Origin of the sequence: Mesorhizobium sp. B2-4-14 (assembly GCF_006442155.1) — a bacterium.
In the GTDB taxonomy this organism is placed as follows: domain Bacteria; phylum Pseudomonadota; class Alphaproteobacteria; order Rhizobiales; family Rhizobiaceae; genus Mesorhizobium.
On record NZ_VFVA01000002.1, the window covers coordinates 12,945 to 36,414 of the forward strand.

General features: G+C 61.3%; 24 protein-coding genes. 4 read left to right on the forward strand and 20 right to left on the reverse strand.

The annotated features are described in order from the left end of the window. Window positions 1-136: 136 nt before the first annotated feature. The 12 genes from FJ938_RS01800 to FJ938_RS01855 form a co-directional block, all read right to left on the reverse strand. On the reverse strand, window positions 137-1,507 hold the full coding sequence (locus FJ938_RS01800; RefSeq protein WP_140690655.1) for an NAD-dependent succinate-semialdehyde dehydrogenase: 1,371 nt from the start codon (window positions 1,505-1,507) through the stop codon (window positions 137-139). Window positions 1,508-1,542: 35 nt separating this feature from the next. Beyond that, window positions 1,543-2,916: a peroxidase gene (locus FJ938_RS01805; protein ID WP_140690657.1), complete on the reverse strand. Its 1,374-nt coding sequence runs from the start codon at window positions 2,914-2,916 to the stop codon at window positions 1,543-1,545. A 66-nt stretch (window positions 2,917-2,982) separates the two neighbouring features. Then, window positions 2,983-3,612 carry a hypothetical protein gene (locus FJ938_RS01810; RefSeq protein ID WP_140608595.1) on the reverse strand — a complete coding sequence of 210 codons (630 nt, stop codon included), beginning with the start codon at window positions 3,610-3,612 and terminating at the stop codon, window positions 2,983-2,985. Window positions 3,613-3,658: 46 nt separating this feature from the next. After that, complete coding sequence (locus FJ938_RS01815; protein WP_140608593.1) at window positions 3,659-4,282, reverse strand: hypothetical protein; 624 nt, start codon at window positions 4,280-4,282, stop codon at window positions 3,659-3,661. A 341-nt stretch (window positions 4,283-4,623) separates the two neighbouring features. Continuing rightward, window positions 4,624-5,382: a sulfite exporter TauE/SafE family protein gene (locus tag FJ938_RS01820; RefSeq protein ID WP_210241952.1), complete on the reverse strand. Its 759-nt coding sequence runs from the start codon at window positions 5,380-5,382 to the stop codon at window positions 4,624-4,626. 56 nt (window positions 5,383-5,438) lie between these two features. Beyond that, on the reverse strand, window positions 5,439-5,807 hold the full coding sequence (locus tag FJ938_RS01825) for a Rieske (2Fe-2S) protein (RefSeq protein WP_140608589.1): 369 nt from the start codon (window positions 5,805-5,807) through the stop codon (window positions 5,439-5,441). 20 nt (window positions 5,808-5,827) lie between these two features. Then, window positions 5,828-7,561 carry a GMC family oxidoreductase gene (locus FJ938_RS01830; RefSeq protein ID WP_140690659.1) on the reverse strand — a complete coding sequence of 578 codons (1,734 nt, stop codon included), beginning with the start codon at window positions 7,559-7,561 and terminating at the stop codon, window positions 5,828-5,830. Between the two features lie 102 nt (window positions 7,562-7,663). After that, window positions 7,664-8,242 carry a transcriptional regulator gene (locus FJ938_RS01835; RefSeq protein WP_140608585.1) on the reverse strand — a complete coding sequence of 193 codons (579 nt, stop codon included), beginning with the start codon at window positions 8,240-8,242 and terminating at the stop codon, window positions 7,664-7,666. Window positions 8,243-8,722: 480 nt separating this feature from the next. Beyond that, entirely contained in the window at window positions 8,723-8,977 is a 255-nt protein-coding gene (locus FJ938_RS01840) for a DUF680 domain-containing protein (RefSeq protein WP_140690661.1), read from the reverse strand. Between the two features lie 152 nt (window positions 8,978-9,129). After that, entirely contained in the window at window positions 9,130-9,357 is a 228-nt protein-coding gene (locus tag FJ938_RS01845; RefSeq protein WP_246671457.1) for a DUF1127 domain-containing protein, read from the reverse strand. Window positions 9,358-9,570: 213 nt separating this feature from the next. After that, window positions 9,571-9,765 (reverse strand): hypothetical protein, encoded by a 195-nt coding sequence (locus tag FJ938_RS01850; RefSeq protein ID WP_140608581.1) that lies wholly within the window; start codon window positions 9,763-9,765, stop codon window positions 9,571-9,573. 41 nt (window positions 9,766-9,806) lie between these two features. Continuing rightward, complete coding sequence (locus tag FJ938_RS01855; RefSeq protein ID WP_140608579.1) at window positions 9,807-10,037, reverse strand: DUF680 domain-containing protein; 231 nt, start codon at window positions 10,035-10,037, stop codon at window positions 9,807-9,809. A gap of 628 nt (window positions 10,038-10,665) precedes the next feature. Here FJ938_RS01855 and FJ938_RS01860 point away from each other — a divergent pair. Beyond that, the gene (locus tag FJ938_RS01860) at window positions 10,666-11,349 is read left to right on the forward strand and encodes a hypothetical protein (protein WP_140608577.1); all 684 of its coding nucleotides are present in this window, start codon (window positions 10,666-10,668) and stop codon (window positions 11,347-11,349) included. 71 nt (window positions 11,350-11,420) lie between these two features. Here the strand turns inward: FJ938_RS01860 and FJ938_RS01865 are convergent, their stop codons facing one another. Continuing rightward, on the reverse strand, window positions 11,421-12,095 hold the full coding sequence (locus tag FJ938_RS01865) for a TetR/AcrR family transcriptional regulator (RefSeq protein WP_140690663.1): 675 nt from the start codon (window positions 12,093-12,095) through the stop codon (window positions 11,421-11,423). Window positions 12,096-12,324: 229 nt separating this feature from the next. Between FJ938_RS01865 and FJ938_RS01870 the strand changes: the two genes are divergently transcribed. Both FJ938_RS01870 and FJ938_RS01875 read left to right on the forward strand, forming a co-directional pair. Continuing rightward, window positions 12,325-13,407 (forward strand): HlyD family secretion protein, encoded by a 1,083-nt coding sequence (locus FJ938_RS01870; RefSeq protein ID WP_246673150.1) that lies wholly within the window; start codon window positions 12,325-12,327, stop codon window positions 13,405-13,407. Window positions 13,408-13,437: 30 nt separating this feature from the next. After that, entirely contained in the window at window positions 13,438-15,051 is a 1,614-nt protein-coding gene (locus FJ938_RS01875) for an MDR family MFS transporter (protein ID WP_140690666.1), read from the forward strand. A 227-nt stretch (window positions 15,052-15,278) separates the two neighbouring features. Here the strand turns inward: FJ938_RS01875 and FJ938_RS01880 are convergent, their stop codons facing one another. The 7 genes from FJ938_RS01880 to FJ938_RS29300 form a co-directional block, all read right to left on the reverse strand. Then, window positions 15,279-16,058, reverse strand: coding sequence for an alpha/beta hydrolase (locus FJ938_RS01880; RefSeq protein ID WP_140690668.1), 780 nt, complete (start codon window positions 16,056-16,058; stop codon window positions 15,279-15,281). A 310-nt stretch (window positions 16,059-16,368) separates the two neighbouring features. Next, window positions 16,369-17,085 (reverse strand): hypothetical protein, encoded by a 717-nt coding sequence (locus FJ938_RS01885; RefSeq protein ID WP_140690670.1) that lies wholly within the window; start codon window positions 17,083-17,085, stop codon window positions 16,369-16,371. A 115-nt stretch (window positions 17,086-17,200) separates the two neighbouring features. Beyond that, entirely contained in the window at window positions 17,201-18,097 is an 897-nt protein-coding gene (locus FJ938_RS01890; protein WP_140690672.1) for an enoyl-CoA hydratase/isomerase family protein, read from the reverse strand. 364 nt (window positions 18,098-18,461) lie between these two features. Beyond that, on the reverse strand, window positions 18,462-19,784 hold the full coding sequence (locus FJ938_RS01895; protein WP_246673136.1) for an HlyD family secretion protein: 1,323 nt from the start codon (window positions 19,782-19,784) through the stop codon (window positions 18,462-18,464). A 12-nt stretch (window positions 19,785-19,796) separates the two neighbouring features. Further along, window positions 19,797-20,000, reverse strand: coding sequence for a DUF1656 domain-containing protein (locus FJ938_RS01900; protein WP_140608564.1), 204 nt, complete (start codon window positions 19,998-20,000; stop codon window positions 19,797-19,799). Continuing rightward, the gene (locus FJ938_RS01905) at window positions 19,997-21,940 is read right to left on the reverse strand and encodes an FUSC family protein (protein ID WP_246673137.1); all 1,944 of its coding nucleotides are present in this window, start codon (window positions 21,938-21,940) and stop codon (window positions 19,997-19,999) included. Before FJ938_RS01905 ends, FJ938_RS01900 begins: the two co-directional genes overlap by 4 nt. A 181-nt stretch (window positions 21,941-22,121) precedes the next feature. Then, window positions 22,122-22,265 carry a hypothetical protein gene (locus FJ938_RS29300; RefSeq protein ID WP_181168996.1) on the reverse strand — a complete coding sequence of 48 codons (144 nt, stop codon included), beginning with the start codon at window positions 22,263-22,265 and terminating at the stop codon, window positions 22,122-22,124. Window positions 22,266-22,556: 291 nt separating this feature from the next. On the opposite strand from FJ938_RS29300, the gene FJ938_RS01910 reads away from it, so the two are divergent. Beyond that, window positions 22,557-23,213: a VOC family protein gene (locus FJ938_RS01910; RefSeq protein WP_140690674.1), complete on the forward strand. Its 657-nt coding sequence runs from the start codon at window positions 22,557-22,559 to the stop codon at window positions 23,211-23,213. Window positions 23,214-23,470 lie beyond the last annotated feature (257 nt).

Below are 23,470 nucleotides of genomic sequence, written 5' to 3' on the forward strand. Positions count from 1 at the left end.
TGCATGGCGGATGATCCTTCGATGGGTAACGACCCCACGGTTGCTTCTTGGTGATGTTGGCGGGTCAAGCCGGCATCACCCGTCTTAAAAAGCCGCGTCAGGAGACAACAACATGGTTGGACATCTTACCGTCCCTTCAAGCCGCAACGCGGATCAGCTTTTTGTTCACAAATTCGCCGATGCCCAGATGCGACAGCTCGCGGCCATACCCGGAGTTCTTCACGCCCCCGAACGGGAGGTCAGCTGCGGTGCCGGTCACCTCGTTGATGAAAACCATTCCGGACTCGATCTGGCGCGCAACGCGTTTTGCGCGTTCGATGTCTTTGGCAATCACCGTCGCACCGAGGCCGAAGGGTGAATCATTGGCCAGTTGCACGGCCTCTTGGTCACTCTTGACGCGAAAGACCATGGCGACCGGGGCGAAGAACTCCTGTCGATAGGCGGGATTGTCCGGCTTTACGTCGACGAGGATAGTAGGGGCGAGGAAGAACCCGCGCTGATCGAGCTTCTTTCCGCCCAGCAACACCTTGGCGCCCCTTATAACTGCAGTGTCGATCTGGTTCAGGACGTTGTTGAGCGCTCCGTCCGTACAAAGGGGCGCCAGCGAGGTTTCAGGGTCCATGGGATCACCAGCCTGCAGTTTCTCAAACCCGGCCTTGAATCCGTCAAGGAACGCGTCGGCCATGCTTTCCGGAACGATGAAGCGCTTTGCCGCGATGCAGGTTTGACCGGCGTTTTTCATTCGACCGAACACGGCCAATTCCACGGCCGTGTCGAGGTCGGCATCATCAAGGACGATGAATGGGTCGCTGCCGCCGAGTTCCATCGTGCTCTTCTTCAATGCCTGGCCTGCTTCGGAAGCGACTGCCGACCCCGCCCTTTCACTGCCGGTCAGCGCAACGCCCCTGATCCGTCCATCTGCGATGATCTGTGCCGCTTGCTCGTTGGTCGCAAACACATTTGTCCAGGTTCCTTCCGGAGCGCCGGCGTCGAGAAAAAGCTTCTCGAACGCCAGCGCGCATTTCGGCACATTCGGAGCATGCTTGCAGATGATGGTGTTGCCGAGCATCAGGTTCGGCGCCGCTACGCGAACCAGCTGATAGTAAGGGTAGTTCCAGGGCTCGATGCAGAAAAGCACGCCCAACGGCGCGTTCTCGATAAAGGCCTCCCCGTTTCTGACCTGGAGTTTCTCCGGAGCAAGGAACGCATCCGCGTTATCCGCAAAGTAGTCGAGGATGTCTGCACACAGCCCGACCTCGGACCGCGCTTCTCGGAACAACTTGCCCATCTCGAGAGTGCTGAGTTTGGCGTATCTCTCGACGTCGTCGCGCAGAATCGAGGCCGCCTTCTTGACGACGGCTTTGCGAGCCGCAAGCGATCTCCGGCTCCAGTCGGTCGCGTATACCGTCTCCGCTTTGGCGATAATCGTTTCGATTTCGCCATCAGTGTGCAGCGGGAACGTTTGAACCAGATGCTCGGTGTAGGGATTAATCGTTTGATACAGCATGGAAGGCTACCTCTGCTTCCTTTGGGTTGCCGTTCTCAGCCACCCTGATTCCCGATCCACTTCAATGCGGACATGCTCGGCATGAAGAAATACTCGCCGCCCTTGAGCACGTTGAACGTTTGGATGCCGTGGACGCGCCGGCGGACGGGCGCCTTCGGGATCGTGAAGGTCGCGTCTTCCGGTTGGAGCCCGACGATTGGATCGCGCTCGTTGTTCGCGCCGATGAAATCGCCGTCGTTGATCCACTCCTTTTGCAGGAATTCGATCGTGTCCATCGCCTTGGCGCTCATGAACAGGAAGATGGCGCCGCGCGGCACGTGATCGTCTTCGTCGGACAGTTGGTTCGGGTCGTAGGGCCGTCCGTAGGTCGTGCCGCGCCGGATCAGGCGATGGATGTTGACGTCAGTCAGCCGCTGAAGCTGCGTGTCCCTCGGATTCATGCGCCGGATGTGGGAGCTAAAGGGTATCTGCTGGCCCCGGGAATCGCTCGCATAGTCGAAATCGTTGTTGCGTTGTGGATCGGCGCCGAGCGCTGGATTGTCCTTGTCAGGCGCCAGTGCCAGCGGCGCGCCGCTGCGCCAGCGGCCGACCAGCTTGGCGGCCAGCAATTCCCGCTCTTCCTCAGTGCTACCGTGCTCCCGCAGGAAGCGATTGAACGAGGCGACGAGCGAATGATACTTGCGATAGCCGACATAGGTTCCATTGCGACCAAGGATATCGGGTTGCGGCATCGGCAACGGGACGCCGGTCTCGCCGGGGTATCCCAGGATGAACTCCCCCGCCTTGATCGGGCGGCCCTGGCCCGGTAGCGGATCGACGCCGCTGCCCTCGACCGGCGGCTGGTCGATGCCGTCCTTATAACCCAGCGAATTGCGGTCATCCGGTTGGGCGCCGAAATCCTGCATCACCACGACGCTGACGCCCGAGAAACCCTCGTACTGATCGCGTGCGACAGCAAGCGCGCGCTGGCGCATCTCCTCGGTATCGCTGAATGCACTGATCCCGATGTGGACCTGAGCGTTGCCGTACGGCGCATCCCAGTGTTTCGGATCGTTCAGATCCACATCGCCAAGTTCCTTGGCGCGGGCTGCCATCCCAACACGGAATGTTTCGGGAAAGCTCTGCAGGGAGTCTTGGGGGAGACCCAGTGCTTCCAGGCCCGCATAAGTGATCCCAACCCCGAGCCAGGCATTTGCGGCGATCCGCCAGCCGGCGGCAGAGTCGACGTAAGGTGTCAGCCGCCGAAGAAAGGCCCGGCCCGCCGCCGCATCATCGACCCGCAGCAGAATGTGCATGCCGAAATATGGCGCCGGCCTCTGTCTGAGCACAGTTGCCTGGATCTCATGCAGATCGAGCGTTGGAACGTGCGCCGGCAGGTTCTCGCCGACGGAGTCCTTGATGGACAACATGGACTTATTCCTTACGAGCCTGAGGAGTTGCGTTCCGCATGGACCCAAGCGAGTTCGCGGCTGCGGCTATCCGATTTCATCGAGGAATTCGTCGACGGCCTTGCCGAGCTTTTCGAGCCTTCTTGCCTCCGGGACGGTGAGGTTCGGCGAAGCGACATACCAGGCGTCAGCAGTAATCTGATTGCCAGCGATCCAGTCCTTGATCGCGGGATCATGCATCCCCTTTGGCGGATATCCCACCATATTGCTGAATAGGACGTCGAGCGCGTCGGGAATCTTGGTAGAGAAGTCGTCGATATAGGCGTCCCAGTCGCCGTCATACGTTGTGGCAAACAGCAGCCTCGTGTCGTTATCGAGGAATACGAAGCGCATGTCGTGCAAGGTACCCACCTTGTCCGCGCCCTGGAAATTGCCGCCCAAGACTTTGAGCAGAGCCCGGAGCCGCTTGGCGCCTCCCGGTGCAAAGGTGACAATGGACGTGAGTTCGGACACCTTGCCCTGACGCAGCCCGGTACGCCCTGCGCTCGCGGCTCTCTGCTGCCCATCAGCGGCCGCGGTGCTGAGTTCGGCGACCATCTTTTCAAGTCCGATGCGGCCCACCTCCGGCGCGTCGGCGTAAAGCCCGCGTACCTTGTCGATCAAGTCAGCGACCGTCTCGTGTTCCGACATCGTGCGTGCCTGTGCTTGCGCTGCCATTGTACTTCTCTCTTTGCGTTTCGGTGGTTCGTCCCCTCGCGATCGCCTAGCCGATCTTGTCCAGGAATTCGTCCACGGCCTTGCCGATGCGCTGGAGCCGCTGAATCTCGGCTACCGTCAGATCCGGATAGGCGACATACCAGCCCTCCGCCGTGATCTGGTGCTTGACGAGGTAGTCCTTCGCTCCCGGGCTGCGAATGCCGGGCCAGCCATCCCAAGCGGAGTCGATGATGTCGAGATAGTCGGGAATTTTCGCCACGAAGTCGTCGATATAGGTGTCCCAATCGCCATCGTAGGCCGTGGCGAAAAGCAATCTCGTGTCGTTATCGAAGAACACGAAGCGCATGGTGTGAAGCGTGCCGACCTTGTCGGCGCCTTGCGAAAGGTTGCCACCCAATAGCCTCAGGAACGCGCGCAAACGCTGCGCGCCACCTTGTGCGAGCGGGACGATGATCGTCAGCTCAGAGATCTTGCCGAGGCGCGCGCCGACACGACCGGCGCTTTCTATCGGCGGCGGCGGATCCGAAGCTTGGGACTTCAGCACTTGAACTGCGTTCTCCAGTGCCTTCTTGCCGATCTCCGGTGCATCAGCGAACAGTTCCCGGAACTGCTGGATCTTCTTCTCGACCGTCGAGTCCTGTTCTGGTTTAAGTGCGGTGGCGGTGGCCATTTGAATCTCCCGGTTGTCAGCCTTGGCCTCTAATTGGCCCCGAAAGTGCCGCAGGGACCAGTAAAGCCATGCAAATCGCGCCAAATTCTTGCTAAGGTTACGCTGGATCGGGGTGCGTCGGATCAGATACGCTTCGTCTTGAGGGATTCCGGATCAGAGCCTGCACTGGCGTGGCGCGCCGCTGATGAAAGTGCTCCGGCCATATTGGAAATGGTCACGGGGAGCCGCAGGCCCAGCTGCCGCCAGGCAGTCGACGGGTGCTGGTCTCAGCGACGCCCAATTGGCTCGCCGTGGAGACTGCCGGGATCACATGTCGGCATTTGCGCCAGCGCAGGCCAAATTCACGCGAGATAGCCGGAAACGCCGTCCCACAACAATTTCAACGCCGTCACGACCAGCAATCCGTAGCAGGCCCTGTAAAGCTGACGTTGGTCCAACCTTCCGTGCATCCGCCAACCAAGCCAGACCCCGGCGGGGATGGCAGGCAGGCAAGCCGCCATCAATATCCAGACGTTGCCTTCCGGTTTCACCAGCAGCAGCCACGGCATCGCTTTGGTCGCGTTGCCGACAGTGAAGAACAGGCTCGTCGTGCCCGCGTAGACTTCCTTGCCGAGGCCAAGCGGCAATAGATACATCGCAAGCGGAGGTCCGCCCGAATGCGCCACCATGGTGGTGATGCCCGATGCCAGACCGGCGGCAACTGCCTTTGCCGACGAACGCGGACGGATACTCACAGTCGCGCCTCCGACAAACCATAGACCGACAAAGAGCAGGGTGATGGCCGCCATCACGATCGCTATGGCGCGGTGGTCCAGGACACGAAACAGCAGATAGCCCAGCGCTATCCCGATCACGAGTCCCGGTAACAGCAGCACAAGGTCCTGCTTCGACCAGGTCGAGGGCTTCCAATAGCGCAACGCGAACAGGTCCATCGCGATGAACAGCGGCGCGAGGAGGCCACCGGCTGTCACCGGGTCCATCACGATCGACAGCAGCGGAATGCCAATGATGGCGAAGCCGCCGCCGAAGGCACCTCTCATGAAACTGATCAGAAACACCCCGACAGAGGCGACAAGAACCGTGGCAGCCGTCAATTCCAAGCGTCCGCCTCCAAAGAAATATTCAAGTTCCATGGGGCGCGTCGTTACTTTGCCGGCTACCGACGAGACTCCCATGCAATCGTTGACGCGCCCATGCGGATTTGAATGTCGCCTCCGACCTCCCGCGCTTCGTAGACGTTGAGCGGCCTGATCGCCGGGCCGTCGATCACCGCTCCGGTCGGAATGTCGAACCGGGAGCCGTGGCATTGGCACATGACGGTCTTCCCGGTGAGCTGGCCGCCGGACAGCGGGCATGCCTGCGGAGCGCACGTGCACAGGTCGTCGAACGCGTAAAGGCGATCGTCAATCCGCACGAGAGAAATTCGCAGTTTGTGATCGTCCAGATAATAGGGGACGACCAGGTTGTTGGGGATCGCGACGCCCGGCCCGATCGAAAGCAGAATATCAGCAGCGAGCGTCGCCATCGCCTTCTCCTTCAACGGGTTCAATAAGGATACTCGGGGATGATGTCGGACTTCTTGGCGTCGAGGCGCAACTCGCCTGGAGCCCCGGCGGGCACGAACGGGCGGTGCGGCATGATCGGGGCGAGGCGTATATAGCCGGCCCCCAGCGGAGGCCTTGTGTCCGGATCTCCCTTGTTCGGCCAGAGCGACATTGCGCGCTCGGCAAGAGCCGTGATCGTGAGCGACGGGTTCACACCGGGATTGGCCGGCATCACGCTCCCGTCCATGACGTGAAGCCCGGGCTGCCCGAACACGCGTTGATAGGGATCGACAGCGCCAGTCATACTGCTGTCGCCAAGCGGAATCCCGCCAGTGAAATGGGCCGTGGCCGTGCGGTTGATGACCTCGGTGACCAGCGCCCCTTCGCCGCTGTCCATTTTCTTTGCCAGTCGGTCGGCGAACTCCTCGACGACCGGAATGTGCACCGAGGGCGGCGCCCCGGAGCCGCGCCGGCTCCGCAACAGGCCGTCGTGCCAGTACAGGTCGATCGACGTATCGGTCGTCTGCATGCACAGCATGATGGCCGCCCGCTCTGGCCAGTGACGCGGATCCGCGACGCCAAGCACCTGGGCCGGGTGTTCGACCAACTCCTTGAGCCACGACAGCGTCGGATGCTTTTGCTCGCCATGCTGATGGTGGGTGAAAAGGAGCGCGAATAGCGAGCTCCCGGTCCCGTAGTAGACGGGCTCGATGCTCGTCACCGGATCTGGCCAGACGCCGCAAGTGATTGCGACAGATCCCGGCGTGATGTGAATCTTTTCCGGATCGCGCTTCCATTGTCCGTAAGGCCGGGTGATCTCGAGGAGCTGTTCGGAATTCGTCCGTGCCCGTTTGCCCAGCTCACTCGATAGACCCCTCAAGCGGCCTTCATGCTGCGTGTGATGAAGGAGCTTCGACGAGCCATACGCGTGGGCAGCGACGATCACCTGCTCGGCGGTGTATGTGTGGCGGTGCAGATGCGCCGCGCGCTGGGCCCAACCGGGATGGCGCGCATGCACCTCGAACCCGTCACCATCGAGCGGGGAGAGGTCGTAAACTTCGTGCAGCTCATGGATCTCCGCGCCGAGCTTTTCCGCCAGATAGAGATAGTTGGTCGTCACCTTGTTCTTGGCGTTGTGGCCACACCCGACTTGGCAGTTGCCGCATGAAATGCATCCGGTGCGCCGAGGTCCGACACCGCCGAAATACGGATCATCCTCCTCGACGCCCGGCCGACCGAAGTACACCCCCACCGGTGTCTTGTTGAAGGTTTCCCCTCTCCCCATCTCGGTCGCGACCTGCTGCATGTAGCGATCGACGTCGGTCGGCATGTACGGGTAGCGAACGACGCCGAGCATCCGCCTTGCCTGGTCGTAACAAGGCGCCAGTTCGTCGGCCCAGTCGGTGATACCTGCCCATCCTGGCGCATCGAAGAACTTTTTCGGAGGGACATAGAGGGTGTTGCCATAGACATGCGAGCCGCCGCCGACGCCCGACCCACAGAGGAGGAGCACGTCGTCCAGATACTCCATCCTCTGGATCCCGTATAACTCTGCGGCGGGGAACCACAGATAGTCCTTCAGATCCCAGTTGGTCTTCGCAATGTCTTCGTCTTTCCAGCGCCGGCCGGCCTCCATGACGCCCACACGGTAGCCCTTCTCGGCGGCGCGGAACGCGGCAACGCTTCCACCGAACCCGGAGCCGATGATCACCACATCATAGTCGAAGGTGGCCATGAACACTTTCCTTCCGGCTTGTTGGTGGACCCGATGATCTAGCACTCAGGTCCCGAGGAGGGCCCGATCGGGGTCGGGCGGCTGGAATAAACCGCGGCTGCGCTACGTGGGGCCGCGGTCTGAAAATGTGGCGGTTTCCAGGCACCCTCCAAGCTTCGGCGCCGTTCGACTTACAATCGCAAGCGGCGTTCTTCGGTGATGCGCCTCGGCGACCGAGGCTACGAACTTGTAGCCACGCCCGGGGATGTTGATGATGAAGCGGTTTCCGTCTCGTCCGTCACGCAGCGTCCTGCGCAATGCGGAAATATGGACCGTCAAATTGGCGGGCCCCACAAAGACATCGGGCCAAACGCGCGCCATCAATTCTTGCTTGCTAATCAATTCGCCAGGACGTTCGAGCAAGGCAATCAGGATTTCCAGCGCGCGGCTTCCCAACGGCGCTGGTCTGTCGCCCTCCAGCAGAAGAAACTGTGCCGGAAGCAGACGAAATGGCCCGAATGAAACTTCGGTTGGCGCGGTGCGAACCGGCTCGGCTCCGTTCGTCAAGAGTGGCCCCTCCACGTCCGGAGTTTGAACGACGCGTCCATCATGAAGCCCCTGCTCGCGATGGAATTCAGACACCGCCGGCGCCTGGGGCCAGCGCGAATATCCGAAGTCCGGTGCTGATCCTGATGCGCGCATGGTGATCTCGTTTTGGAAACCAGGTTTGAGACAAAGATGTTGGTGGGCGTAATCTGATCGTTTGAGGGGGCGCGAGCAATTGCACGTAGGTATCGGACAAATGAGCGAGCGAATTAGCCCGCCTGAGCTCAAATGCAGGTCGCATTGCTAGTCCACGACATTTCCGGTGAAATCGTTTTGATTTCTGATCTCCTCAGCGGATTGGCTGCCGGAGACATTTCTCCGCGCGCGGGAATTGTCCCCTCTCCGCGCGGGATTGTCCCCACGCCGCCCGATCGGTTGTTTTTCTCCATCCGGCTATGGGAATTTACCGATTGCTTTTAACGCGACGAAAGCTGGACCGGCGAATTTCGGGAGCCACCGTTCAGTGAACAAAGACCAATGGCGGATCCAACGACCGGAGTTCGTTTTAATCATGTGTCGGCGAGCAAGTCCCGGTCGCTTGAATCCCGCCGCTTTGACATTCCAGGGCTTCGCAAATCATCTGCCCCAGATTTCGGGCCCGACTTCCGGCCAGGACTGGCTCATGGCAGGTATAGTATTCGTTTTTAGGTCAACCTGCCTGTGTGTGGCATGTTTCCGAATCGAAGCCGTAAAGCTGTTGTCGATATTTGCAGAGAGGTGCGCTGGCGACTTGTAGACATCCTCCGAACCGTAGTGATCGCTACCGGCGAACGCAGTGGCAGTGGCAGTGGCAACAAGCATGGCGGCGGCGCCAAGAACAATCCTGGTCATTTCAAGTACTCCTGATTTCAGTGTCTCTGTCCGTCAAGTGGCGCGCCTTAGGAGGAAATCGCGTCACTCGGACCGGCAACAAAGCTTGCTGGTAAGCCTTGATCGCGTTGTCGTTTCGCCATCCACGCCAGGTCGATGGCCGAGGGCTCGCGTCAGTCCCAGAACCGTCGGCGCGCCTCGCGGACGGCGTCCGATCGTGAAAGGCCGATGTCCTTCAGCTGGTCGACGCTGATTTCGAGCAGCGCCATTCGCGAGCGCCGTCTCCCGGATTGCCGCTTCAGCAACGCCAGAATGGACGCGGCGCCGAAAAGCGATCCGCCTGGCGAAGCGTCATACTCGTTATCCCCGGCTATCCGGTGGGCCTTGTCGGTGGTGACCACTGTCGTTTCCTCATTCTGTTACTTGTGGCGATCAATCTTGTACCGCTGTTGCCGGCAGCCCATTGCACGATGGTGTCGGCAATACTTTTGGATCGTTTCCGACCGGCATGCGCCCGACGCCATAGCAGACGCAGGAAAAAGGGCGGACCACGTCGCAAAGCCGTCGGGGTCAATCGTTCCAGATCAGCTGGCCGAAGTCGGGCCGGGGACCGGCTATTCGATGGTATAGCCGTCGTCCTCGGATCGACGATGACGTGCCTGGTTGCCCCTGGCCTGTGAATGGGCGCGATAGACATTTTGCCTAACGGTCCAAGTGGTCGCCGTCAGTGTGCCGTAATGGTCGCTGCCGGCAAAGGCCAAGCCGGATGTGGCAAGTACCGCGGCGGCGACAAGCGCCAGCCTGGTCACTCCATTCTCCTGATATCGGGTTTGTGAAGGATAGGACCGCGTTAGCGGCCCCAGATCCCCTGGCCCGGTTCGTCCTGGAAGATACCAGTCGCGGAGTCGACATTGTTGTGCTTGGCCGAGTTGTGGATAGACCCGGTGAGGCTACGGTCGATATTGCTGGAAACCGGTGCCGGCTGCCAGTTCACATTCTCCGACCCATAGTGGTCGCTGCCAGCAAACGCGGTGCCGCTCGCAAGAAGAATTGCGGCGGCGGTAAAAGCGATCTTGTTCATTTCAAATACTCCTGGATTTAGTGATCTGTCCGTCAAGCAACGCAACATGGGAGGAAGTCACCGTCGCTCGGACCGCCAGGAGATGGCCATGCGCCACGGCCGCTTCCATCATACAAAGGTGTTGCACCTAAAGTCTAAGCGGGGCGGAAGATTGCCGGACAGGTTATTTTTATATTTATCCTCAATCACTTAGACGCTTACAGCGGATTACGTTTCCAAACCGCGCTCTGTCGCTCATTGTTCGCACACAAACGATCCGCAGTGTCGAATTGAACTGCTCGGTTCGCCATGAGCGACACGATGGGGGGATGGCCAGCCGCAGCAATCGGGTATCAACTCATCCGGCATAACCGCCCGTGAAGGCCGCTCCGGCGCGCTTTGGGAGCCGGCTGACAACTCAGCCGATCTGGCTTCCGTCTCATCGCGGTGCTGTTGCCCTGGAAGGTCCATCAATCGCCATTCAAAATCCCCTTCAGGCGCACGCTGGCCCTCGTTCGAACCGATGGAACCGTTCGGCCCGACCGAACCGATACGAAGGCATCGCGGACACCTTCGTGCAATGGATTTACCGCCGCTGCTGGCCGATCCTTTGGCGCATCGGATCGGCATCAAGCCACAGGAGTACGTCATGACCGCAATTTCGACATCAACCGCGATAACCGATTCCTCTGTCGGACTTTCCGGGTGCCGGCTGTTCTCGAGGCTGGGACCGGAACACTCAAGCCGATCGGAGCCATCAGCCAAAGAGGCGGGGAAGAACCCAGGGCTGTCGATAGCATCGCTCGGCCGACTGGCTGCGAAAAAGGCGCTCTCGAGCGACGGTGAAACCGTGGAGATGACGGGAACGACAATCGTTGAGGCCTCCATTGACAAGATCGACCTCGCCCAATGGTTTCATGGGCCTGTCGAGCCCCACGGACGTTCGACGCCTGCCCTTGCGTCCGGATCGATGGCTGCTCCCGACGGCAAGCCTATGTCGGTCCAGGTCGAACTCATCGGGGGCAGCCTGATAATGCAGTACTACGTCGAGACAAACGCCAGGAAAGACAATCTGGTGCTGGAATCGCATTCCGACCTGTTTACGTCGCAAGGACCCACGTCCATCCACATACGATGGGAAGTGAGCGTGACGGCGCTCGAAGGCGGAAGGTCCAAACTCACAAACCGCGTCCAATCAAGGACTTCCCAGGCGTTCATGGCCTTCCTTGACCGGCAAGGCATTGAGATAGAGGCATTCCGTTCACAGTGCCTTCCCACGCCTGAACTGAGAGCCCTTGCAAAGAGCATCAGCCGCGCTGCCGCTCGAAGCTAAAGGCGTCGGTTCGAGAAGGAGTTCGCCTTCATGAGCAGCACGTTTCCATCTTCAGCGGCAGCACAGGCGGTTCACGCCAGCGAGCCTACAGCGGGCCGGCCCTTTCGTCGCCTGCACCCATCGAGGAACAGGCGGGCACAATAGTGCGCCCGTTCAACGATCTCACGCTGATCAGGCGGCTGACGCTGGCCCAGCATCAGCGCTCGCTGCGGCTCCATGATCATCATGCCCCTGAGCATGCCGACGGCCGTCGACGGATCGTCGATTTCGATTTCGCCGCTGTCGCGCTGCCGAGTGAGCCAGCTTTCCATGGTTTGGATCGTGCGGCCGACGGCGAGTTCGGCGAAAGCAGCGGCAATCTCGGGAAAATGATCGCATTCGGCAAAGACAAGCCGCAAGGTGGACACCGTGTCCCCGTCGAGCGTCAAGGTGGCGTAGGCGATAAGTATCTGCTCGAGCGCTTCCTCGATCGGCAGCATGTCCAGATGCGCTTCGTCCAGTTCCAGAATGAAGCGCGAGATCCGGTCGGAGATGACCGATCGGAACAACTCCGCCTTGGTCGGTATCAGACGATACATGGTCTTGGTCGAAACCCCCGCGCGCTCGGCTATGCGGCTCATGCTCGCTCGGGCATAGCCGCTGGCATTGAACTCCTGGCGTGCCGCCGTGACGACGAACTGGCGGGTCTCTTCGTCTGATCGCAGCTGGGGGCGGCCGCGCCTTGAGACTTTGGTATTATGGACCATGATTGTTTTCCAAATTCATTGACAAGCTTCATCATCAGGCTCATATAAGAAAATATAAGTTTTCCTAAATAGCGCAAGCCCGATTTCCGCGCAAGGCGGCAACAGAAAGGAACAGACCATGAGCCGGCACCAGAGGGACTTTACGATGGAGAAATCCCTGCCAGCCGGTGAAGCGGCGCCAGGAATAGAAATGCCCCGCGACGCGGATGTCCGCGAGGCGGTTGCCGGCATGCGTGGCGGGCAACCAAAGCGGCTGCTGCGTCGGCTGCTCTTTGCCGGGGTGGCCGTTGCCGCTCTTGCGGGCGGTGCGCATTGGGGCTGGCAGTACTGGACTGTCGGCCGCTTCCTGGTCTCTACCGATGATGCCTATGTGAAGGCCGACAGTACGACCATTGCGCCCAAGGTTTCGGGATATATAGCGGCGGTGTTGGTCGGTGACAACGATGCGGTAAAGGCCGGACAGGTGCTGGCGCGCATTGACGACCGTGATTTCCAGGTGAGCCTCGAACAGGCCAAAGCCCAGGTCGAGGCGGCCGAAGCCAACATCGCCAGCAAGCAGGCGGCCCTCGCCGCCCAGCAGTCGCAAATCGAGGCGGCGCGGGCGACAATCACGGTCGATCAGGCAAACGAGACATTCGCCGAGCAGGAAGACCAACGCCATGCCGAACTGGCCAAGAAGGGCTTCGGCAGCATCCAGAACGCGCAGCAGGCCGCGTCCCAGATCGCCGCCGCCCGTGCCGCGGTGAGCCGCGATACGGCTGTGCTCGCCAATGCGACCAAGGAACTCGATGTCCTCAAGGCCGAGCTTGGCCAGGTCAGAGCCGCGCTCGCCAGTGCCAGGGCGGCCAAGGATCAGGCCGAACTCAATCTCTCATACACTGAAATCACCGCGCCCATCGGCGGCATGATAGGCAACCGCACCTTGCGCGTCGGTCAGTTCGTGCAGGCCGGCACGCAGCTTATGGCCGTTGTGCCGACCGACGGGGCCTATATCATCGCAAACTACAAGGAAACACAGCTCGCCAATGTGAAGGCGGGGCAGCCTGTCGAGATTGAGGTCGACAGCTTCCCAGGGCAGGTATTGAGTGGTCATATCGACAGCCTAGCGCCGGCGAGCGGCCAGGAGTTTGCTCTCCTGCCACCGGACAACGCCACCGGCAACTTCACCAAGGTAGTGCAGCGCATTCCGGTCAAGATCGCCCTGGACCCTGGGCTCTTAGTGGAATTGCGCCCGGGCATGTCGGTCTACCCGACCATCGACACCAAGTCGTCCACGACCGAGATCGCCTCGGCCTCCGGACGTTTCAACTGATGCTTCTCGACCGGCCCGTAGGAGGGCGTAATGTCCACGACGACACAAACTGCGGCGGCTTCGCCCACGGAGCCCCGCGCCTTTCCGCCAGTCCCCTCCGAGACAGCGACGACCGCGGCCTGGATAGCAGTGTTCGCCGGCATGATCGGCGCCTTCATGGCGATCCTCAACATCCAGATCACCAACGCGTCCCTGCTCGATATCGAAGGCGGGATCGGCACCGGCGTCGACAACGGCGCCTGGATCTCGACGTCCTATCTGATCGGCGAGATCATTGTGATCCCGCTCACCGACTATCTCAGCCGTGTTTTCTCCTTCCGGCGCTACATTCTGGTGAATGCGGTGCTGTTTCCGCTGTTCTCGGCGGCTTGTGCATTCGCTCACGACCTCGGCTCGATGATCCTGCTGCGCGGCCTGCAGGGCTTCGCCGGCGGCGTGCTGATCCCGATGGCGTTCACCATGGTTCTGACCAAGCTGCCCAAGTCGCAGCAACCATTCGGGCTGGCTTTGTTTGCGCTCTCCGTCACCTTCGCGCCGGCAATCGGGCCGACGATCGGCGGCTTTCTGACCGAAAATTATGGATGGCAGACAATCTTCTTCGTCAACACGCCACCCAGCATCATAATGGTCGTGGCACTCTATTTCACGCTCGAAAAGAAGCCCATGCAGCTGTCGCTTCTGAAAGAAGGCGACTGGGCAGGGATCGCTACAATGGCGATCGGGCTGGCTGCACTGCAGACCGTGCTCGAAGAGGGCAACAAGGACGACTGGTTCCAGTCGCCGTTCATCGTAAAGCTCGCCTTGACGGCGGCGGTATTCCTTTCGGCTTTCATCCTCATTGAGCTCAAGGTGGAGAAGCCGCTGGTCCAGCTCCGCCTTCTGAAGCGCCGCAACTTCGGCATCGGCATAATCGTCAATGTCTTGGTCGGCATCGCGCTGTTCGGAACCGTCTACATCCTGCCTCAGTATCTCGGCCAGGTGCAGCACTATAACGCGGAGCAGATCGGCTTGGTGCTGGCCTGGACCGGTCTGCCGCAGCTTCTCATAATTCCATTTGTGCCATCCCTGCTGAAGCATTTCAACGCGCGCTCCGTCGGGTTCGTCGGCATCAGTATCTTTGCCGTCAGCTGTTTCATGAACGTTCATCTGTCGCTCGACAGCGCCGGAGATCAGTTCTTCCTGCCGAACATCGTGCGCGCCATCGGTCAGGCGCTGGTGTTGACCCCAATCACCGTCATCACGACCGCGGGCATTTCTCCGAGCGAGGCGGGTGCGGCGTCGGGTCTCTCGAACATGCTGCGCAACCTCGGTGGAGCGGTCGGCACGGCTACGTTGGCCACGGTGCTGACCAAGCGCGAGCAGTTCCACTCCAATGTCATCGGTCAGTCCGTGACCCTGTACCGAGACGAGGTGCGCGACAGGATCGACCAGCTCACACAATACTTTGTCGCTCATGGGGTAACGGATCTGGCTGTCGCACGGCACAAGGCCATCGGTGTGATCGGCGCCACCGTGCATCGCCAGGCGCTCATTTTCGGATTCAGCGACACCTTCGGCGTGATCGGCATCGTCCTCGCGCTTGCCGCGGTCGCCCTCCTCTTCACCAAAAAGATCGAGCTGGGTGGCGGAGGCGGTGCTCACTAATCACGCGAAACAATCCGAAAGCAGCGGCGACATCTTCGTGCAACTACCCCCTACGTCGTCGAGTCATCGCAGACTAGAGGCTTCGCCGGCGGCGAGGCAGCCGCCGGCAAAGCCCGGAAATGGTAACGCTCACTGCCGAATCTCTCCATCATGGAAACATCTGGATTCTCACGACAGAGCATCCCACGACGAGGCCTTAAGGCCTTCATGCCCTCCATTGGGTCGCCTTATTGGGCGGTTGCCGCATCCTCGATCACTTTCGCCACGGCGTCGGGATGCGAGATCATAACCACATGCGAGGCGCCCTTGACCACCACGGTTTCACGAGAATGCGCGCGCTCGGCCATCCAGGCGTGCAGTTTCGGGGGAATGGCGGTGTCGTGGTCGCCATAGACGAACCAAGACGGGATGGTCCCCCAGGCCGGCTCCGTCGCAGCTTCGCCGAACGCGATATCGGTGATGGGTCGCTGCGTCGCCGCCGCCAACTTGGCTTCTGCCTCGGGCAGGTCCGGCGCGAAGGCCTGCTGGAACTTGTCTTGCCGAACATAGAGATCGCTGCCACCGCCCGGCAGAGGCACCGGCGTCGCGAGCGTGTCGGGGCCGAGCAGGCTCCCTGGAAACTTGCTATCGAGGCCGCCTGCGCTTTCTCCCGCTTGCGGCGCGAAGGCCGCGACATAGACGAGAGCCTTCACGTTGGCCTGCCCGTTCGCCGCATTGCTGATCACCATGCCGCCATAGGAATGCCCGACCAACACGACCGGCGCCTTGATGGTTGCGAGGAGGCCGTGGACGATGTCGGCGTCGCCTTTGACGCTGCGCAGCGGGTTGGCGGCGGCGACGACCGGATAGCCGTGCTTCTCGAGAATGGCGATGACGCCGTACCAGCTCGACGAATCGGCAAAGGCGCCATGCACCAGGACGATTGTCGGCTTGGCCGGCTGGGCAGTTGCCGTGGCCCCCGTGAGCACGAGACCGGCAAATGCTAGAGTTGCAGCGAGGATTTTCATCTTAGGTTCCTTTTCTTCGACCGATAGGTTCAAACCGGGGACGTCGTCGATGCGATAGCGTCGCCGTGACGCTCGTGCGTCCGCATGCCCTCACTTGATGACGAGCGCCGCGTATCCTGATTTTCCAGGTGATACCCCGAGCGCGGGTGCGATCTAATCATGAGTTGTTTGTCGCGGCGATTGGACGAAGGTGTCGCCGGCTGCCGCCTGCGGCCGGCTCGACGTCTGCCCGCAGGCGCGATCACGCAGGATGCGTGCGAACCGATCTATGGCCGCCCCCTATGCAGGACCGGCCGCGGCGGCATCCTCATCACCATCCGGCACGCGTCGCGGGTGCCCTGCTCAGGAGAACCCGGCTCACGACCAGAACCCACAGCAAAAGCAGAATGGGAGAGACGAACCGCGAATAGGCCCCATCGGGCGCCCAGATTCCGTGGCCTAGCCACGTGGTACCGCCCAGCAGTCCGAGCACGACAGCCGCTACACCCGCTGCGAAAAGTGCGTTGGAAATCAATCTGGCCCGCCAAAGGCCGAACGCCCCTGACATGATCAGCATCGCGCGTGGAAACGACGTCAGCACACCGAGAACCCACGCGAAGTCGTTCAATCCGGATAGGAGCGTGTGATCTTGTGAACCGGCGATCGAGTAGGCGAGCGCCGTACCCATTGCTATCTGCAGGAGGATCAGGGCCCCGAGCGTGGCGCTGGCGGCGGTCGCGGCCGCGCCCCAGCCATCTTGTCCTGCATCCGCCAAGGTGGTCCGCAACGCTGCCGCGAACCACAAAAGATTGAGAACCGCCAGGCCGGAAAAAATCGACGCGATCAGGATCCGCGCGCGATCTCCATCGTAGAAAGCGACGAGGGCATCAGCCGACGAACCGACCTGCGGCTGATATCCATGGATCACGTAAGCGATGATGAAGAGGCCGACGGACTGGATGCCGCTAGAGCGCCACAAGCGCTCCCAAAAGGCTGGGGTGACGTACACGCTGGTAGACGGGGTCATCACTGGTGCGGACGTGCTCATGAGTATCTCCGATGGTTCGATCGTGCTGACAAATATTGCGGCAAGTGTTCTGGTGAATTCTGGTTTGGTCTCCTCCGCACGGGCGGAGCATAAAGCTTGTCCGGTGGCCCTCAGGTCAGTGATCGTCCAGCTCGCCCAGCAATCCAGCCAAATCCATTTCCGCCTCCCGGGTCTGGAAGCCGCGCTTGAACGCCGACTGGAAGCGGGCCTGACCCTCGGGGCTGCGTGAGGCCTCGCCAAAGAGGTCGGAATCGCGTCGAAAAGCGTCGACTGGCGCGAGCGCGATGTCGTTGACGCGGTTCTTGACCATGGCGAGGCTCCCGGCTGGAAATCTTGCAATCCGGTGAGCGAGCGATCCGACGAAATCGCCGAGGACGTCGGCGGGCATCGCGCGATTGATCCAGCCGTACCTCTCGGCCAGATCGGCGTCGAAGTCCCTCGCGCTCAACATAACCTCCAGCGCGCGCGCACGCCCCATCAGACGCACCAGGTGCTGAATGCCTCCTGCGCCGGGGACCGCTCCGAATGCCGCTTCCGGCTGCGCGAAGATCGCTGCCCCCTGGGCGGCGAAGCGCATGTCGCACGCCAGGACAAACTCGCTGCCCGCGGCGCGTACGCGGCCTTCAATCTGCGCGATGGTAACCAGTCGGCTCACGCTCATCCGGCGGAACATGAGCCCGATCGACGCCTCGCCCGTGAGCTTCGCGGCCTCCTCACGGTACTGCTGGATTTGGGTCACATCGACATGGGGAATGAAATAGTCCGGGTCGGTGCTCCTTAACACGAGCACCTTGAGGCCGCTGTCGGCCTCGGCCTGCTGAATGAGGGAAACCAGGTCGCGCACCATCGCCGGCCCCAGAAGGTTCATCGGCGGCGCGGCAATATCCGCGAACAGAACGGCGCCTTCCCTGCGCACCTTGAACGTTTCGAAGACCGCCGTGGTGCCCGATGGCGTGCCGGGAGCCGGAAGGCGATTGTGGTCGATGCGGTCGGCCACGTCGAATGTTTCCACTGGATGGCTCCAAATTTTCAAGACGTCGAAAGGCGGCTGAGCAGCGCGAGCCTTGCGGGCGCCGCGCTCAGCACGAGTGCCGAAGTCCGATGCTGGTCCTGATGCGTGCGTGGTGACCCCGTTTGGGGACCGGATATTTCCGCAGAGATTTTGGCAGGCCTAATGTGATCGCTTGGAGGCCCGCCAGCAATTGCACCTAGGTATCGGCCAGACCAGCAAGCGGCGGCGCTGCCGGGCCAATGTGCGAGATTCAACAGCCGGCGGATCGCGGAAACAGCCGCGCTGGAGCTGAAGGGCGATGGAAGCTAAGGCGCCCAAGAACGGTGCTAGCGCGGCAAATGACAGCGAAACGGCCGCATTCCCATCAGTGGCCGCCCTCGATGGCTTCCTCAGCTCGTCCAGCGGCGCTAATTGTGGCCGGGGTCATCTGTATGCCGGTGGCCAAGCCTGGATTGATCTGTTCCGGCTCCGGGGCCGCTTCCGCTTCCCATGCCGGGACAGATTGCGACGGGTCACCGTCGGTCGGGGCGGTGGCAACACAGTCTGGCCGCACCGAGGGTCCGTCCAGAACGTTCAACACGCTCGCTTGCGCCCGGTCGAACCAGGTCGAGCGATCGGAGGCGTCCCGGACCGTCACGGTGGCGGTCATGCCGGATACGAGCGGCACACCGGGCGGCACTTCGTCGATGGCAATGCGCACCGGAACGCGCTGCGCCAACCGCACCCAGGTATAGATCGGATCCACGTTCGGCAGTCCCTGTGCGCCGGCGGTTGCGTTGGAGACGCTGAGGCCACGGGTGATCGTATTGACATGCCCGATGATCGGCGCCTGGTAGCCGATCAATTTCGCCTCGACGCGAGCTCCGGTACAGACTCGCGCCATCTTGGTCTCTTCAAAATATCCGTCGATCCAGAAGCTGTCGGTGTCGATGATCGAGACATTGGTGATGCCCTGGCGAGCATAGTCGCCGGCGCGCAGCAGCAGGTTGGTCACGTATCCGTTCACCGGACTGCGAACCTCGGTGCGCTTCAGATTTATGTCGGCCTGGGTGACCTGCTGCTGCGCGGCTTCGAACGCGGCCTCGGCCTGAATCGCATTGCCGGCGTAGATCTGCTGCTGCTCGGGAGTTGTGGCAACGCTCGATAATTTACGCTGTCGTTCCGATTGCCGCGCCTTCACCTGCAAATCGGCGGCTCTTTGCTGCAGCGTCGCCCTGCTGGTGCGCAGAGCCACGTTAAAATCGAACGGATCGATCACGTAGAGGAGATCGCCTTTGTGCACGAACTGATTGTCGGCAACATGCAGATCCTTGATCCGGCCAGAAACTTCGGGAGCCACGCTCGCGACCTGAACGCGGACACGCCCGTCTCGCGTCCATGGGGCCGTCAGATAGTGGTCCCAGGCCAGAAGGGAAACCAGCACGGCGGCCAGCGCCACGACCAGAGTGGCCAGCCGCTTTGCCGTTGCGAGCAACGCTTCTTGCACGGGATGTCGCTTCTGCACGGAGCCACCTTGCGGCACGAGAGCCGTCTGAGCACGGTCTTGCGGCGGGGCCGGCGCAAGAAGGTTGAGGTTCGCGGTCGGTGCTGTCCCGTAGCCTGTTTGCGTCGATGGAGGACCAGGTGACTCCGTCGCCTGGACCGCCGGCGTTTCCCGGACAAGATCCATCTTGAGCTGCGTTTCCATTGACATTCTCCATCAGGCCAGAAGCACAAGGGCTCCGAGAACGGTCACATAGAGGCTGAACTCGGCGATCGACACGTGGCTGAAAATCCTAGCGAAGCCGATGAGGTGCAGGACCGGCCGAAGCACCAGCACGATAGCGAGCGCCGCGACCGCGTAGACAACGAACGGAGCGAACAGGACTCCGCCGATCACGAGTTCATGAAAGTCGTGCGTCATGACCCGCGTCCGTAAATATCGGGAGCGTCGGTGGGCGGCCGGTCGAGAACCGCATTGGCAATGACGAGCGTCGCACTCGTCGCGGCTGCGACGTCGCCAGCCCCGGCACGCCCACTCAGGCTGTGGGCGGAGGCGCGGATGTATTGTGGATCAAGCGCGGTCAGAGCTGCGTGCGCCTGCTCGACCAAGCCAGCCGCCGCGCAATCCGTCGGCCGAGCAAGCTGGGCTGCGCGCAAGCGGATCACCGCTGCTTGATCGAAGCAAGCCAGCGCTTGCTCGACGGAAATTCGGTACTCCGCATCGGTCGGGCCGGCCGCGGCGATCTGTCCGACCCGCACGGCATCGCGAAAGGCAGCCTCTTCGGGCGCGTAGCGTTGATCCGCGCCACCCGACAGCAGGCGAAGGTCCTCTCGAGCCGATGCAAGCAGCCAGCGCCTGCGCTGGCTGTCCGATATGGAAGGAATGAGGTATTGGGTCGCGAGCAGCAAGCCGGTCGCTACACAGATAAAGAATGAAATGAAGAGGAACGACTGCGGATTGTAAGTTTGCGGATTGCTCGCCGCCAAGATGGCCGAAATGAAGATCAGGTTGATTTTGCCGAGGCCGGACAGGATCGGGTTTGACAGGGTCACCAGGAGCGCCGCTCCGATCAGGAACGGAGCAAGGCCGATCGCCAGCAGCGGGAAGTCGGACACGCCATTGAGAACGAAGAATTCGAGGATGCCGGCCAGAGCGACCGCGATCGGTGCTCCGACAAAGGCGATCGCGGCGAATGCCCGCGGCGCAGGCGTCGTCGCGCTCAGTCCCAGGGTGACCGCAACCAGCGAGAGCGCGGAACTCGCGCTCGGCCAGCCCGCCAGAACAAAGAAGAGCGAAGCTGCCGCGACGCATGCTGCCGCCCGGATACCGTTTTCCATCGCTATGCGCTGCGAGCGGTAGAGCGGCGCCCGCCATGACCACGGTGGACGAACGGCGGATTTCAGCGCGGAAAAATGCAGGCGAACCTGCGTGTCCCGCCGCAGCAGTTCCTGCAGCGCCCATCCAGATGATGTCGACGCGGCGCCGGACAAAACGAGGTCATCCTCGTTCAGCGGGGTCCGCAAAGGCTCGCCGGCATCCAAATCGAACAAGGAAGCCAGTCGCTGGCGCAGAGCTGGATCGAAGGTCGCGGGAAGCACCTCCAAGGCACGCACAGCTTGCAACTCGGCTACAAGCGCGACCATCGCGCTCCGAGCCGCATCGCTTCTCACGGGGCCGCTGCTCGACTCCGTGGCGAGGCTTGAAATATCCGGGCGCAGCGCGACGATCTCTCTGATCAAGGTCGCGACCGCCACCGTATCGGTGGCCTCGCCGCGAATGGCGGCTCGTGCATAACTTCGCACGCGGCGGTGAAGGACCGCGAGCTGTGTTCCAAGTTGCGGATGACGGTCGGGGGCCAACAGCAGATCGTTCACGAGCGTGATCGACAGCACACCCACCGCAATCGCGGCACCGCGCTCCATTGCTGCTTCAAAGACACTCTGTGGATTGTCGATCTGCTGGATGGCGATGAACGCGACGGTGTATCCCGATAGGACCGCTGCGTAGGCGCGGTAGCCATCGAGCAGTCCGCACGCATAGATGCAAAGGCCCATCCATGCCGCGAATGCCACGAGCAGCAACTCCCTCGTCTGGGAAAGCGAACCCACGATCGCGATCGAGGCGACCACCCCGATGACAGTCGCAATCAAGCGATAGCCGGCCTTTTCCAGCGCCTGCCCGCGCGTCGGCTCCGCCAAAATCATCACGGTGAGCATGGCCGAGGACGGAACCTCGAGCTGAAGCCAGAAACTTACCAACAAGGCGACGATCGCGGCCATCCAGATGCGGACCGCAAAGGCCCATGACCAGACAGGAAATCCGGCGACAGTGAAGGGCGATTGTGCCGTGGTTGCGCTCACGTCCGAAATCCAATCTTGAGAAATTCCCCGCGGCCCGCGCGCTCGCGCAACCCTGCGCCTGACGGCGCATCTGAGGTGGGAAGATCGAGATCGATGATCCGAAAGAGCCGGCAGAAGGACGTCAAGGTCGAACCTCCTGGAAAGCCCGCCGACCGCGGCGAGGCCGTTGCATGGCTCCGGATCATCCGAGGACCACACCAACGATCGAGAACGCGATCCACAATCCGAACAGCGGCATGAGTATCCATCGCGCCTGGCTGACGCTGGTCTCCCTGGGCGCACTGATTGTCATGGTGTCGGAATTGAAAAATCGTCGATCGTTCATCGCGCATCTCCTCTGTCGGATACGCTAGAGATCGACTTAAGGCGCCCGCAAATCTATCACACGATGGTGTTGGCAATACTTTTGGATTGGTCCGCAACGAACCAATATCAAGGCATGATGGAGGATCGGAGGGCCGACGCGGGTCCATTTGTTGGGCAATTTGGACTGAGTCGACTTGGACTAAGTGAGGAAGCGGCAGCCACCGATACCTTCGCTCAATTGACCGCCTTTGGGACCATTACCACTCTCAAGGCAGCCAAACTCAAGCCAGCCAAATTCAAGGAGCCCGACATGAGCACTCTCGCAGCAACCAAGGAAGTTTCAACTGGGGCCGCCACTGCGCCCCGCGTCGACTTGAAGTTGGAAGTCGTCGTCATCCCTGTGTCCGACATCGATCGTGCCAAGGCCTTCTATACGGGCCTCGGCTGGAGGCTCGACGCCGACTTCGTCAACGGTGATGCGTTCCGGGTCGTGCAATTCACGCCGCCCGGTTCGCTGGGTTCTATCCACTTCGGCAAGGGTCTCACTTCGGCCGCGCCAGGATCGCAAAATCTCTATCTCGTCGTATCCGACATCGAGGCCGCCCGTGCCGCGCTCATAGCTCGCGGCGCCGATGTAAGTGAAGTGTTCCACCGCGCCGCCGTTGGCGGCCCTGCTATTCCGGGCGTTGATCCGGAGCGCCGCACCTACAACTCGTTTGCCATCTTCCGTGATCCGGACGGCAACAGCTGGCTGCTGCAGGAGATTACCACCCGACTCCCCGGACGCGTGGACTCGGGCGACACAGCGTATAGTTCGGCGGGCGAACTCGAGGCCGCGCTGCTACGCGCGGCGACCGCCCATGGCGAGCACGAGAAGCGCGACGGTGGCCGCCACGATGTGAACTGGCCGGCATGGTACGCCGAGTACATGGTCGCCGAGCGGGCCGGCAGGCCGTTGCCGCAGTAGGATTCCTGGCATCAGCAGTCCGTTGGCCTGCTTGCCAGCCGCTCACGCGGCAAGCGTTGGCGACGATCCGGTCGGCGGCATCGGCCGGAAGCGCGTCGATGAACATCCGTTTGAAAGCGTGCGCCGGGAATGGCGCGCGCTTTTGTCGTGCCTTGCGGTCGTGCAGGTTCCTCAAGCCGGCTGCTCATTGCGCGACCGATGCGAAGGTATCGCCAATACCAACGTGCAATGGATTTGCCTCGGCCGACAGTCGATTT

Bases quoted from the DNA above. Each gene is read 5' to 3' on its own strand.
- FJ938_RS01800 (WP_140690655.1), bottom strand. From the start codon at position 1,507: ATGCTGTATCAAACGATTAATCCCTACACCGAGCATCTGGTTCAAACG.
- FJ938_RS01805 (WP_140690657.1), bottom strand. From the start codon at position 2,916: ATGTTGTCCATCAAGGACTCCGTCGGCGAGAACCTGCCGGCGCACGTT.
- FJ938_RS01810 (WP_140608595.1), bottom strand. From the start codon at position 3,612: ATGGCAGCGCAAGCACAGGCACGCACGATGTCGGAACACGAGACGGTC.
- FJ938_RS01815 (WP_140608593.1), bottom strand. From the start codon at position 4,282: ATGGCCACCGCCACCGCACTTAAACCAGAACAGGACTCGACGGTCGAG.
- FJ938_RS01825 (WP_140608589.1), bottom strand. From the start codon at position 5,807: ATGGCGACGCTCGCTGCTGATATTCTGCTTTCGATCGGGCCGGGCGTC.
- FJ938_RS01830 (WP_140690659.1), bottom strand. From the start codon at position 7,561: ATGGCCACCTTCGACTATGATGTGGTGATCATCGGCTCCGGGTTCGGT.
- FJ938_RS01835 (WP_140608585.1), bottom strand. From the start codon at position 8,242: ATGCGCGCATCAGGATCAGCACCGGACTTCGGATATTCGCGCTGGCCC.
- FJ938_RS01840 (WP_140690661.1), bottom strand. From the start codon at position 8,977: ATGACCAGGATTGTTCTTGGCGCCGCCGCCATGCTTGTTGCCACTGCC.
- FJ938_RS01855 (WP_140608579.1), bottom strand. From the start codon at position 10,037: ATGAACAAGATCGCTTTTACCGCCGCCGCAATTCTTCTTGCGAGCGGC.
- FJ938_RS01860 (WP_140608577.1), top strand. From the start codon at position 10,666: ATGACCGCAATTTCGACATCAACCGCGATAACCGATTCCTCTGTCGGA.
- FJ938_RS01865 (WP_140690663.1), bottom strand. From the start codon at position 12,095: ATGGTCCATAATACCAAAGTCTCAAGGCGCGGCCGCCCCCAGCTGCGA.
- FJ938_RS01870 (WP_246673150.1), top strand. From the start codon at position 12,325: ATGCGTGGCGGGCAACCAAAGCGGCTGCTGCGTCGGCTGCTCTTTGCC.
- FJ938_RS01875 (WP_140690666.1), top strand. From the start codon at position 13,438: ATGTCCACGACGACACAAACTGCGGCGGCTTCGCCCACGGAGCCCCGC.
- FJ938_RS01880 (WP_140690668.1), bottom strand. From the start codon at position 16,058: ATGAAAATCCTCGCTGCAACTCTAGCATTTGCCGGTCTCGTGCTCACG.
- FJ938_RS01885 (WP_140690670.1), bottom strand. From the start codon at position 17,085: ATGAGCACGTCCGCACCAGTGATGACCCCGTCTACCAGCGTGTACGTC.
- FJ938_RS01895 (WP_246673136.1), bottom strand. From the start codon at position 19,784: ATGGAAACGCAGCTCAAGATGGATCTTGTCCGGGAAACGCCGGCGGTC.
- FJ938_RS01900 (WP_140608564.1), bottom strand. From the start codon at position 20,000: ATGACGCACGACTTTCATGAACTCGTGATCGGCGGAGTCCTGTTCGCT.
- FJ938_RS29300 (WP_181168996.1), bottom strand. From the start codon at position 22,265: ATGAACGATCGACGATTTTTCAATTCCGACACCATGACAATCAGTGCG.
- FJ938_RS01910 (WP_140690674.1), top strand. From the start codon at position 22,557: ATGAGCACTCTCGCAGCAACCAAGGAAGTTTCAACTGGGGCCGCCACT.